This window comes from Pelodictyon clathratiforme (genome assembly GCF_982375515.1).
This window is the reverse complement of sequence record NZ_OZ455102.1, coordinates 578,770-591,073: the sequence shown is the minus strand read 5'-3', so window position 1 is coordinate 591,073 and position 12,304 is coordinate 578,770. Positions and strand designations below refer to the sequence as shown.

Here is a 12,304-nt window from a genome sequence, read left to right as displayed (position 1 = left end):
ATATGAAGGAGTTTTACCGTTGATTCGTTAGCATGAATCCAAACAGGTGGAAATACCTCCCACGGATACCTCGTTGTCACAAGTACCAGATCCTCGTCGGAGGCTGAATTCATTAATGGGCAACATCGAAATTCAAAGCAGCCCGCTTAAAAAGCCTTCGGGTATCTCAAAGTTAGCCTTGCTACGCAACAGGCGTTCCATTGCTCAAATATAACATCTCTTCCCCAAAATCCGTGAGCCCATCCACCAGGCTGCAGGCCCGATCGTTACAACCTTCCACTAACCTTATCAATCGGCAAAACCCCTTTCACATCATAAATGACCGCATTAATGCCAGAGCTAAGTGAGCGAATATCAAGAGCGGCAAATGCATCGTGCGCTACAGCAAGAATGATGGCCTCGTAATGATTGCCATTAAGCTCATGAAGGCATTCAAACCCGTATTCATGCATCACCTCTTCGGGATTCGCCCACGGATCGTGAATATCCACTTCAGCGCCATACTGCTTCAGTTCATTCACAATATCGACAGCACGGGTGTTCCGGATATCGGGACAGTTCTCCTTAAAGGTGATGCCAAGCATCAGAATCTTGGCACCCTTGATCTTGTGATCACGCGCTATCATCAGTTTAATGACCTGCGAGGCTATATACTTGCCCATGTTATCGTTCAACCTCCGCCCCGCAAGAATGATTTCCGGATGGTAGCCATACTCCTGAGCCTTCTGGGCAAGATAATATGGATCAACACCGATGCAGTGACCTCCCACAAGACCCGGTTTAAAGGGAAGAAAGTTCCATTTGGTACCCGCTGCCGCCAGAACTTCATGAGTGTCGATCCCCATCCGGTTGAAAATCACGGACAACTCATTGACAAAGGCAATATTGATATCACGCTGCGAATTCTCAATCACCTTGGCCGCCTCCGCAACCCTGATGGATGAGGCCAAGTGGGTACCGGCAACGATGATCGATCGATAGAGCGAATCAACTTTAGTGGCAATATCTGGAGTTGAGCCCGATGTAACCTTTTTTATCTTTGTTACTGTATGCTCCTTATCGCCGGGATTAATCCGTTCGGGAGAGTAGCCAGCAAAAAAGTCACGGTTGAACGTAAGCCCGGAGAATCGTTCAAGAACAGGGACACAATCCTCCTCGGTAGCACCGGGATAGACCGTTGATTCATAGATGACAATATCGCCCATCTTGAGCACCCTGCCAATGGTTTCGCTCGCCTTGAGGAGCGGTGAAAGATCAGGACGATTGTTCTTGTCAGTCGGAGTAGGTACCGTAACGATATAGTAATTTACCGCACCAAGATCGCTACTGTCAGAACTCACAAAAAGACCCGGACTCCCTTCCTCCCCATTATAGTTACTCTCGCAGAGAACACTCTTCAGCTCTTCACTGGTCACCTCAAGTGTAGCATCGTAACCTTGCCCAAGTTCACCGACACGCTCCTGCTTGATATCAAAACCAACGACAGGATACTTTTTGGCAAACTCCACAGCAAGCGGCAAGCCGACATAGCCAAGACCAACAACAGCAATTCTAATTGAATTCATAAATGGGGGAAGGATAGTTTTTTTAGCACAAAAAAACGTCAGTAAGACCAACACGTTACTACGAAAGAGCGCCTGCTTTAAATATCTCTAAAATATTTTATAACAATATGTTCATATCAGATTCACACCACATCCAATTCCAATTCCAGACAGCACAATACGCCACTTACGAAAGAGCGGTGATGGATTGAACAACACGCCTGCGCCGACTTTAAAAACTTCCGCACTCCAAACCAGCACCTTACGCCCATCCTTCATAATCGTAATATTGCAGGTAACCAGAACCGAATCAATACCTGAATTTTCAAGCCCTTCCTTTAATGCAATCTTCAACGAGTAGCGGCAACCAGCCAATTCAATGACTCCATGATCATAAAAAGCTGCATAATTTTGCAGCATCATGATCACAGCAATCTTATTCAAAGGTACAAAAACAGACTGGAACTTCGGCCAGCGTTTCAGCAATGCACACCGCAAAATGGCTCTGAGTGTACCACGATCCAATGCGAAGTTTTCGCCATGCTCTCTCCTCGCCAAACAGCTCACTTATAAAACTTCGAGCATCACATCTATTTCACAAAGTCCGTGCACCCAACCGCAGAGCCGCTGGCCCGAACCGGCATACACAACAGCACAACCCGAGCAGGATGTACCCCTAGTCAACAACGTCCCCCTTTTTCGTACAGTAACATTTATTTGAAAACCGCTTCCAGTGTCTGTGCGGTGAGGATAGCTTCAGCCCATGCCTCAAGCTCCTGTTCAGTTGCGCGGCTTAACTTCCCGGTTGCCCACTCTGGCTTACCTTTCAACACTGTTACACCCAGCACGCAACCACCTCTGCTCATGATAGGTGATCAGCATCTCTTCCCCAAAATCCGTGAACCCAGCCGCCAAGCTGCAGAACCGATCCAGCACAACAAATTGGAACATTCTGGAGCAGTAAGTACATGCAGTCAACAACGTCACTCTCTGCAACCAAGGAAGAATGTGCACGGAGTCAACAACGTCCCCCTTCTGGAATTTGGGAACAGGCTTTAAATCCTCTCCCACTCAAACTTGCTGACGTTTCTCTGTTTCGGGTCAAAGACGATGCCAATCAGATAGCGTTCCCCCTCATATTTTTCGTAATATTTCATTTCCCTGATCTGCTCAAGTGGCTCCCCGTCAGTCACCTTGAATTCAAAGAAAAAGGTTCTCCCCACAGCCTTCAGCGTCAGGTCAATTCTGCCCTTGTTGCTCACATCCTCGGCGATGATCTCTACTCCGATACTGGCAAAACAGGCATAAAGCACGCTGGCATAAAAGCCCTCGTAACGCTCAATGTCATTGTTGGTAACATTATTATAGGCGATGCTTGCAAAAAGACGCTTGATAACAGGTTCAAATCGTTCAACATCACCAGTATTCATGATAGCCAGCAGCTCACGGCGGATGGGCTCATTTTCCGAAACGCTGGTCACCGATTGCAGGATATAATCGTTAAAACTGGTCTGCACCTCCCTGTTAGGAAATCCCAACTCATAACCAAATCCCATATCCAACGGCAGCTGGCGCTTGATGGTCAAATAGCCGGTCTGAAACAGAATAGTCTCCAGATTGAGATTTTCAAGGTCAAAGCTGTTAACCAGAGACTTATTAACCTGTAATCCATTAAATTTTGGAATAAAATAGTTGTTCTTTTTGATGAGTTCAATCAGAAACTTTAGCGTTCCTGTCTCGAACAAAAAGTTTTGGAACGTACGCTGGTTCTTGATAAACAGCAGGATATCGAAAGGGTTATACACACTATCACCCAAAAAGTTATACCCATTGTACCACCGCTTGACCTGCTCCATATTAACACCTTCGAGATAAGGGGCAAAAGAGCTCTCCAGATCAAGCTGGGTATAACCACAAACGTTGCCAAAATCAGGGTTCAGGCTGATATCTTCAAGATTGTTCAGACCGCTGAAGAGCGACTCTTTGGAGAATTTACTCACCCCTGTGAGGAAGGCAAAGCGCAGATACCGGTCGTTCTCCTTGATTTTGGTATAAAAGTCCCGCATTCCATCCCGGATAACCAGAGCCTCGGGGATATTCTCAATATTGTCCAGAATCGGTTTGTCATACTCATCAATAAGAACAACAACCTTCTGATGATACTTTTGTGAGGTCTTCTTAGAGTTCTGCGAAACACTGGTTGGGATCCTCTTTCTCCACACAAATAATATCAAGCCGCTCCTGATTGTCATTCAGGATATAGAAAAGATTTTTGCGAAGAGTTTCCTGGCTGCGTATTCCGCCACTGAAACTGATCTGGATGACCGGATACTTCACCTCCCAGTTCCACTGCTCCTCAATCAGCAGCCCACGGAACAGATCCCGATTTCCCTCGAAAATATTTTTCAGCGTATCAAGGAAGAGGCTTTTGCCGAATCGCCGGGGGCGCGACAGAAAAACATATTTAAAGTTGTTAATCAGGCTATAGGCTATCCCGGTTTTGTCGATATACAGGTAATCCTCGTTTATGATCTCGCTGAAGGTCTGTATGCCCACTGGCAACTTTTTCATCGTCAACCTCAATGTTAAACATGAGCCCATAACAGGTATCGGCACTCCACACTTTTTTTACGACACCGCAAAATACAAAACTTTTAGTCAGAAAAACCGAGCGCAGTCAACAACGTCCCCCTTCTTCCTTTATACCATTTCACTGCATCAAGCAAATCTTTAGCTGCTCATTCTTGAAATTTAAGCTTCACCGCTATAACGCATCAAAATCCAGAAGTGTCGAACGACCTTCATTTACCGCTTTCATGCGTTCATGTACCTCACTTATCCATGCTTCACGAATGTCGCCCTCTTCATAATCAATACTTGCAAGAAGCAACTCTGCCAATGCAACCCGTTGAATGGGCGGCATTTTCATTGCCTTATTTATCAATAGCTTATCCATAATTACGATATCGAGTGATAATGGAAAAACACCTTCCCATGGTACGAATGTTCAGGTACAAGCAGAATAATGCGTGTTATCCACAAATGTTCTTTTTTCAGAAAATCCTCATACGCCAACCTCAGTCTCTCCTCAAGCTCCATCACATGCACACAGGCCACCGCCATATCAACGTTCCTTCCTATAACAAATTCCACAATCTGCAGGCAACGTTGACACATCCTGTTGATCCGGGCTGACACGTGGCACCAAACCTGGGCACACGTTGCTGCCAGCCTGAAAAATCTCTTCCCAATCGACATTGTTGTCTTCCTGGGTATCAAAAAAGCTGGCTAAACCAAGCGCCTTGAAGTCGTGCTCAGAGTTTACTTCTATGGGACGGCAGGGAGTGACGACACTGCCCGTTTCTTCAATCTTCCCTTCTTTATTTTTTACCACTTGCATGGCAAGCCTCCTGATTAGATCATTGAGATTTTCACGGAGTAAAAACCGCTTCCAGTGTCTGTGCTGTGAGGATGGCTTCAGCCCATGCCTCCAGCTCCTGTTCACTTGCGCAGATTAATCTCCCGGTTGCCCACTCTGGCAGCACACCAAAACGACGCTCCAGCAACTTTCTCAACAGCCGGGTTTGACCCTCTACGCGACCTTCAGTAATCCCGGCTTCTCTCCCTTCCCGAAGGCCAAGACCATAGTTCGACTCTACAAGACTGGCCTGGTAACGAAGATCATCCTGATAACGGGCGTAGGCCGCCTGTTCTGCTTCAGACATACTGAGAAGAGAAAACGACCGCTTTGCCTTCTGGATCCCTTTGGCCTGAAACTCATCCTTGATCTCTTCGTTCTTCAGAAAGTAGATCCACTCGTCAAGCGATGTTTTCGCGATGCTGTTAAAGTTGTTCAGCCTGATGAGGTAGTATTCAGGATAAATGTGGTTTATCTGCATCTTCCCATACTGCTTCTGCTGTCGGATGTCGAGCTGCAGTTTGTCGTTATCGTGTATGCCAACAAACGTCGTCGTACCATGATAGATATAGTCACTGCCATGGCCAAGATTAAAATAGAGGATGTTTACCGAGATAACCTTGACCAGCGTTGCATAGGGCTCACCCTCCTGCTGATGTTCGGTTATGACTCGCGACGTCCCATACAGCATCCGTTGCAGATAATCAAGTTCCCGCTCATACTGCACCTCAATAATGATGATTTCGTCTTTGCCGTTCTTTACCTTGAGATCAACACGATTGAATTTGTCAAGTTTGCTCTCTTTATTGCTCTCGCTTTCAAGGATTTCAAGAATCGTAATATCCTCGCCAAGCAGCTCGCTTAAAAACCCTTCAAGGATCTCAAAGTTAGCCTTGCTGCGCAACAAGCGCTTCATTGCCCAGTCGAAGGTGATCAGTTTTCGTGGCGATCGAATGCTCATAGATGCGGCTTTTAGAAACATGAAGAAGTAATGACGAAAATAATATAACATCTCTTCCCCAAAATCCGTGAACCCAGCCGCGAGGCAGCGGCCCAACCAGGCACCAAAAACAGCACAACCCGCCCAGCAAATACACCCAGTCAACAACGTCCCCCTTCCTCCGAGCAGTACGGGCGGGGTCTCCCCACCCTCTTCCGAAATCACCATTCACAGTCCTTCCACAAGAGTAACCGGCAGACCGGTACAACGTGCAATCGTTTCGATATCAACACCAGCATCTTTAAACCTTTTAGCATCTTCCAGTGCCTTTTGCTGAATGCCTTCGGCTATTCCTTCGGCTATTCCCTCAGCCTTGCCCTTCACGATACCCTCGGCTATACCCTCATCAAACGCCGTATCGACAACATTTTTCAGATCACGATAGACCTTGAGGCTCTCTTCATAAGCCGCAGCTTCCACACTCGAATACTGTGCAATTTCAGCCAGTTCAAATACTGTAAGAAAGACCTTCTCCTGCAGACGAGCCGGACGATCAGTGAGCTCAGGGAGATGCCGGAGCAGAAAACACCACTTGTCGAAATCAGTAACAAGCTCATCAATCGTTTTCAGAAACTTGGGAAGCTCAAGATAAATAAAGGTGAGTTTGTCATAAAAGACCGCACCCGTTGAACGATCGATCAGTCTCACCTCGTGGTGAACCACAGCATCATCAGCTTTATCTACATCAAAAACAAAATCGAGAATACCGACCATGTAGACCGCCTTCAGGCAGAAATTCCAGTCTCCACTCTGCGCCTGCTGCTGAATCGGGAAGGTGGCATAAAAAACCGAACGATCTTTAAAATAGTTCTGCTTCGCCCGCTGCATCTCAACAATGAATTTTTCCCCCTTTTCGTTTTCACAATAGAGATCAAAGATCGCCCGACGGTCATATTCACTGCGCCCAACCTGTTCATTGGGCAAAAAGGAGAGATCCGCAACGGTTCCCGCCTCCGGAGGCAAAAGCGTGTTCAGAAACGCAATAAGCAGCTCCTTATTTACTTCAGAGCCAAAAATCTTCTTGAAACCAAAATCGGTAAAGGGATTTATATAACGATCTTTTATAAACATAGTTCACTCTCCTTTTGGAGAAAATTATACGGCACAACCATAGTTCAGAAAAAATGAACCACCAACATTCAGAATAAATTTGCATGTACAGGGCGATACCACAGCACACCCCTTGAAATCTACTAAAAAACCCGGATTTTCTCTCTGCAGTAAACTCAACCTCAAAACTGCTGACCCGATTTAGCACAACACATTGGCACATTCAGGAGCAGTAACTACAGGCACAGGAAGAATTTAAAAAAAACTCCCAGAGACACTGGTACAAGCCACCAAGCAAAATGTACTGAATCTGCCTTTGCGCTTGATGTTTCAGGATGAGGCTCGGTTCGGAAGGATAAGTGATCCTCGAAAATGCTGGGCTCCAGCGCCACTTCGTCCTATCGTAAAGTTAGCTCTTGTAAGAGAGTATGTCTATGCGTACGCAGCAGTATCTCCGCAAGATGGTGTGATTGATTGGATGTTGGGCGGCAAAATGGACACAGTGAGTATGGGCGCATTTCTCAGGCAGGTCTCTCATAAGCATCCTGAAGAGTTTGTCATGATGGTTGTGGATGGAGCGCCTTCTCATCGTGCCGAGCATTTAAGGGTTCCAAAGAACATGGTACTTGTAAAGCTGCCACCGTATTCACCGGAATTAAATCCTGTTGAGCACCTTTGGGATGAATTGCGAGAGAAGGAATTTGCTAATCGGGTATTTGAGACACTTGGAGCTGTTATCGCACAAGCAGCGAGAGGACTGAAAAAAATGGAAGAACATCCTGACGGACTTCGGTCTTTAACTGGTTGGGATTGGATATTAAAATCAATTTGATTGCAATTTAGAATTAGGATAAAAAATTAATGTATTCGAGTATCCACAAAACCTTTAACGTCATACCGGATTATACAGATCAAGTTAAATGTTTTAACAAATTTGTAAAGCAAACATTTTTCACTTATTATCTTTGATAAAAAAAGCCTAGTCAACATATATTTACTTGTGAATATTGAGGCTATTAACTATATATTTCATATTAGTTAAATGACTTTTATTCGTTGGTTTCGTTCCGTTGTAAGACATAAGTTTATCAGCTATTTAGCAGGTTTTGCTATTGTTCTTGCGGTTCATCCCTGCCAAGGTATAGCTGCAACAGAGGTTATCACCTTCTATGTATCAGATAACAACATCTCGGATCCAAGTGCTCTTTTTGGTGCTTTGCCTTCGGACGGCTATAGCGTTTCGAGTTCTTACAGATTGAGCGAAGGCAGTACTTCAACATCATTTACGGATCTTTACAGCAGTAGTAGCGCTACATTCACCGTGGGTGGTGATAGTGGATTAAAGGAGGGTTATCGTGATGCTCCAGAGCTGCTTAAGCATGACGCATCTACTTCAAAGTCGGGTGTTGGTGAAGCAAAAATATCCTTTGACGGGTTAATGGCTAATGAGCAGTACTCTGTTGTTGTTTACAGTCAAGGGCAAAATGATGTTAGGCATACGTTTATTACGAATTTGTCGATAAGAGTGGGATCGGGTACTTACAGCTCGATCGGAACATTGACGACAGATCATTTGACAACCTACCGGGCAAACGGAAATTATCTTACCTACGATTTTACAACTGATGAAACAGGCAAAGCTTACGTTGCTTTTTATACCAATCCAGGAAATACTCTAAATCGAGCCGGCATCAATGCTGTGCAATTGGTATATGGCAAATCGCCGACTCCGGAACCTTCGACCTATGTGTTGATGGGGGTAGGGGCGTTGATTGCCGGTATGGTTGCATGGAAAAAGAATCTGTTAATTGCTAAGGGTAAATAGTTAAGGTGAATACTGGAAGATAAACGAAGGTTAACGTTTTATAACTAAAGATATTGACTGTTCGAGAGGCAAAAGTAGTATGGTAGTAAACGGCTGAATCTGTTACGTATAAAAATATCTTGTCAACATAAACACATGGGTTTGAGATGAAAAAAAAACTGATTGCTTTTTCAGCCCTGCTTGCCTGGTTGTTTTTGTCGGGTAGTGCTGAAGCCGGGACGGTGTTGACTTATAATGATTTTTCGTCAACATCGGGTTATACGCGTTATGGTACCGCTGTAAATTCCGGAAACGATTTGCAACTTACCTCTATTAATGTAGAAAAAAGAGCTGGAAGTGTCTTTTTTCATACACCTGTCGATGTTACCAGCTTCAATTCGTCTTTTTCATTTTCCTTTGATGGCACTTCTACTAATGGTGCTGATGGATTGGTGTTTGTGATCAAGAATAAAGAAAGTTCCAATCTTGGCGGGACTGGTGGATTGTTAGGATATGATGGGATTAATAGAAGTGTTGGCGTTGAGATTGATACCCATCGTAATGATCCCGGAGTCAAATATAATGACATTGACCACAACCACATTGGTATCGATATTAACGGTAATATAAGGAGCGAATCACAAGCATCAGTATCACAAACATTTAACAGTAATGGTATCTGGTATACGTGGCTTGACTATGATGGAGCAATATTGTCGGTATACCTCAATCAGCTGAATTCAAAACCAGGATCAGCTACTCTTACGTATGGAAGTAGTGCAACGCCATTTGTTATCAGTCGCGAAATAGGCTCTTCGTCTGGATTGGTAGGGTTTACTGCTGCAACAGGTGCTGTTACTCAAACAGCCTTATTGAAATCATTTAATCATAATTCTCCGAATCCCGAACCATCTACCTATGTGTTGATGGGGGTAGGGGCGTTGATCGCCGGAATTGCAGCGAGGAAAAAGATAGTGTCGAGACAAGTGATAGAATAGAAATATTACTTCTTGGAAGCGATACAAAACACATGCCCACCCTCTAAACATTCACACCATTCTTAAAAAAATGACGGATTATGAAAAAGAGCTTACCTGAAAAAAAGTGGTATATTGGTGTTATTGTAATCTAATTCGAACAGTCCCTGTACTTTCCCCTGTCAAAGACTGCCCATACCATTGCTGAATATCGAGGCCTCGAAGGCATGATAGTTGGCTATGCCTTTCATGTAAGAAACTTGCGTTCTCTAATCTCTGCCGGTTATAATCAGCACTTTCACAACAACACTCTTTCTGGGGCCAAAACAGAAATAATGACGGCTTATCGTTTTGACGAGGTGCACCCAAGGGTGTATAACAGGACTAAAGAATACCTTTTGGTCTATTAATCTATATCGTTGTGGTTAAATTAATCTAAAACAAAGATCAATGCCAGATAAGCAGAACTACTCGTTGAAAGTATACAGTTTAACCGATTTTTGCTTTTTTCTCCACAACATCACAGCTAATATTCCGCCTATCCCCATAAGAACAAAGGATGATGGCTCAGGTGTAGGAGCTGTAGCTGGCTCACCTGCTTTGATTTGTACAGCGTTGATTACTGCTTCTTGACCTTGTACAAGAGCAGAATAATTCAATAGAATTTGCCCGGAACTTGTCGAATAAGTCGTTATTATCAAATAATTTCCATTGTCAACGTATCCTATTCTTGATGTATCGGTTGTGAGTATACCTGCAACATGAGTTTCTTATGAGCTACCTGGAGCAACATTGCTTGAATATTTTATTTGTGTCTTATAACCATTCGTTGAACTCTGGCTATACACGTAGATCGTGTACATGCTTTTTGGAGTTAACCCAGTAAACCACAAACTGTTACCGTTCTGAGAAAGCGTGTTTGTACCAAGACAACCTTCCAATAAGTCAGTACCAGTTGAATTTAATATTTCACGAGAATTCCATTGAACAAGCGCGCTATCGGTTACACCAACCATTTCAGAGATGGAACTTGAGCCTGAAGCATTGTTAATATTGATCAACTTGTCGCTTACAGCAGGATCAATTGCGCCTGAATAAGACGCTGGTGATAATGTTTCACTGAAACTGACAGTAATAACGTCAACGACGGCTACTGCTGGTTGAGGACTAATGAAGAAAGCCAAAACAAAAACAGCAAATAGAAATTTTATTTTTGCAAACCACATCTTTGTTACTTTTATCTCTGATGGTTGAATTCCCCGCTTCTGACTGATGGCTGTCATTAGATATTCTACATACTGATGTATCTATAATAAACTATTATTTTGTTATTCAGTTAAAGAAAAACAATACTACAGCAATACCACACCCGTATCCATTCACTGTCGGCTTAGCCATAGCTGCCTGTGTGTATTTTGCCACCAAAATTACACAACACCGGCAGTAACTACCCGTAGTCACCAACGTCCCTCATCTTTGAGGAGAGCGTGACGACGGGCTACCAATCTTCCCTCCCCTTCCCTTCCCTTCCCTTCCCAGCGAATGGGAATCCCAAGCTGCGCCGCCGACTTTTCAATAAACTGGCGAACACTGTACTGCACACCAGTCGCAATAACATAATCCCTCGGCAGCTCCTGCTGCAGCATCATCCACTGCATCCGCACATTCATTTACCGAACAATCTGCCTTGCAGTTCCATGTAATCCGGAAATACAGAATCTATACTTGCCAGTTTTGCATCATAAACAAGAGCAGCCGCGATAATTATCCGGTCTGCTGGATCCCTGTGAATTTCGGAAAGCATAGCGGCTTTATGCATAATATCACAGGTAACAGGAAGTGAATCAATACCTGAATTTTCAAGCACTTCCTTTATCCAATCTTCAACGGGTAGGAGCAACTGAAGCTTGCCACGTTTAACCAACAAAGAAACCTCAAAGCAGGATATAGCTGAAACAGTCCAATGACAATCAACCCTCATTGCATTGACAATTTTTTCTGACAGAGCTGGATTACCGTCAATAATCCATTTCACCCAAATATGCGTATCAAGCACGATCATTCGAGACAACTCCACTATTCTGCTGGTGAAACCGGAGAGATGATGTCTCCCAGTATTTTACCTTTTCCTGCAATGAGAGGTGATGGCTGATGTTTTTTCTGTAATGGCATCACAGTTGCTTCTTTCTCGGCAAGGATAGTTACAATAACGTATGCCTGCTTAACCGGAGGTTTATCACCCAACCATTTCATAGCTCCATGATCGTAGAAGGCTTCATAACTTTGCAGCATAATTATCTCCTGAATGGTTTTCCAAAATTACAAAAAACGACTGGAATTTTTTCCAGCGCTTCAGCAATGCGCACTTCATTCAGACGAGAGCAGAAAGAGAGCACATTCGTAAGCACATCTTAACATAAAATATGGAAGCAATGGAGATAACTTACGGAATGTAAACCAGAATAGTACGGAATGAAACAAAGAAATAACATTGGTATTGAAGCAAGAGCC

At 44.1% G+C, this 12,304-nt stretch carries 14 protein-coding genes and 2 pseudogenes; 3 read left to right on the top strand and 13 right to left on the bottom strand.

Going from position 1 to position 12,304, the window contains the following annotated elements:
• Positions 1-266: 266 nt before the first annotated feature.
• From AC56AD_RS03060 to AC56AD_RS03025, 8 genes and pseudogenes are all read right to left on the bottom strand, one after another.
• Positions 267-1,565 carry a nucleotide sugar dehydrogenase gene (locus AC56AD_RS03060; RefSeq protein WP_012507418.1) on the bottom strand — a complete coding sequence of 433 codons (1,299 nt, stop codon included), beginning with the start codon at positions 1,563-1,565 and terminating at the stop codon, positions 267-269.
• A 111-nt stretch (positions 1,566-1,676) separates the two neighbouring features.
• The gene (locus AC56AD_RS03055; protein WP_150085574.1) at positions 1,677-2,030 is read right to left on the bottom strand and encodes a hypothetical protein; all 354 of its coding nucleotides are present in this window, start codon (positions 2,028-2,030) and stop codon (positions 1,677-1,679) included.
• Positions 2,031-2,257: 227 nt separating this feature from the next.
• Entirely contained in the window at positions 2,258-2,410 is a 153-nt protein-coding gene (locus tag AC56AD_RS03050) for a hypothetical protein (protein ID WP_190274055.1), read from the bottom strand.
• Positions 2,411-2,599: 189 nt separating this feature from the next.
• A pseudogene (locus AC56AD_RS03045) lies at positions 2,600-4,115 on the bottom strand (ATP-binding protein).
• 193 nt (positions 4,116-4,308) lie between these two features.
• Positions 4,309-4,467 carry an addiction module protein gene (locus AC56AD_RS03040; protein WP_223293971.1) on the bottom strand — a complete coding sequence of 53 codons (159 nt, stop codon included), beginning with the start codon at positions 4,465-4,467 and terminating at the stop codon, positions 4,309-4,311.
• Positions 4,468-4,668: 201 nt separating this feature from the next.
• Positions 4,669-4,944: a hypothetical protein gene (locus AC56AD_RS03035; protein WP_012507414.1), complete on the bottom strand. Its 276-nt coding sequence runs from the start codon at positions 4,942-4,944 to the stop codon at positions 4,669-4,671.
• A gap of 31 nt (positions 4,945-4,975) precedes the next feature.
• Positions 4,976-5,923 carry an Rpn family recombination-promoting nuclease/putative transposase gene (locus tag AC56AD_RS03030; protein WP_041526653.1) on the bottom strand — a complete coding sequence of 316 codons (948 nt, stop codon included), beginning with the start codon at positions 5,921-5,923 and terminating at the stop codon, positions 4,976-4,978.
• A 207-nt stretch (positions 5,924-6,130) separates the two neighbouring features.
• Positions 6,131-7,033, bottom strand: coding sequence for an Rpn family recombination-promoting nuclease/putative transposase (locus tag AC56AD_RS03025; RefSeq protein WP_481859665.1), 903 nt, complete (start codon positions 7,031-7,033; stop codon positions 6,131-6,133).
• Positions 7,034-7,337: 304 nt separating this feature from the next.
• On the opposite strand from AC56AD_RS03025, the gene AC56AD_RS03020 reads away from it, so the two are divergent.
• The 3 genes from AC56AD_RS03020 (at position 7,338) to AC56AD_RS03010 (ending at position 9,814) form a co-directional block, all read left to right on the top strand.
• A complete protein-coding gene (locus AC56AD_RS03020) occupies positions 7,338-7,844 on the top strand; it encodes a transposase (RefSeq protein ID WP_012507411.1) in 507 nt (168 codons plus the stop codon).
• Positions 7,845-8,054: 210 nt separating this feature from the next.
• Positions 8,055-8,837 (top strand): PEP-CTERM sorting domain-containing protein, encoded by a 783-nt coding sequence (locus tag AC56AD_RS03015; protein WP_012507410.1) that lies wholly within the window; start codon positions 8,055-8,057, stop codon positions 8,835-8,837.
• A 146-nt stretch (positions 8,838-8,983) separates the two neighbouring features.
• Complete coding sequence (locus AC56AD_RS03010) at positions 8,984-9,814, top strand: PEP-CTERM sorting domain-containing protein (RefSeq protein WP_012507409.1); 831 nt, start codon at positions 8,984-8,986, stop codon at positions 9,812-9,814.
• A gap of 446 nt (positions 9,815-10,260) precedes the next feature.
• Here AC56AD_RS03010 and AC56AD_RS03005 read toward each other — a convergent pair whose 3' ends face one another.
• From AC56AD_RS03005 to AC56AD_RS02985, 5 genes and pseudogenes are all read right to left on the bottom strand, one after another.
• Complete coding sequence (locus AC56AD_RS03005) at positions 10,261-10,341, bottom strand: hypothetical protein (protein ID WP_397233997.1); 81 nt, start codon at positions 10,339-10,341, stop codon at positions 10,261-10,263.
• 222 nt (positions 10,342-10,563) lie between these two features.
• On the bottom strand, positions 10,564-11,076 hold the full coding sequence (locus tag AC56AD_RS03000) for a hypothetical protein (protein ID WP_012507407.1): 513 nt from the start codon (positions 11,074-11,076) through the stop codon (positions 10,564-10,566).
• Positions 11,077-11,301: 225 nt separating this feature from the next.
• A pseudogene (locus AC56AD_RS02995) lies at positions 11,302-11,457 on the bottom strand (GDP-mannose 4,6-dehydratase); the annotation flags it as partial.
• 2 nt (positions 11,458-11,459) lie between these two features.
• The gene (locus tag AC56AD_RS02990; RefSeq protein WP_012507406.1) at positions 11,460-11,855 is read right to left on the bottom strand and encodes a type II toxin-antitoxin system VapC family toxin; all 396 of its coding nucleotides are present in this window, start codon (positions 11,853-11,855) and stop codon (positions 11,460-11,462) included.
• A 14-nt stretch (positions 11,856-11,869) separates the two neighbouring features.
• Entirely contained in the window at positions 11,870-12,085 is a 216-nt protein-coding gene (locus AC56AD_RS02985; RefSeq protein ID WP_012507405.1) for a hypothetical protein, read from the bottom strand.
• Positions 12,086-12,304 lie beyond the last annotated feature (219 nt).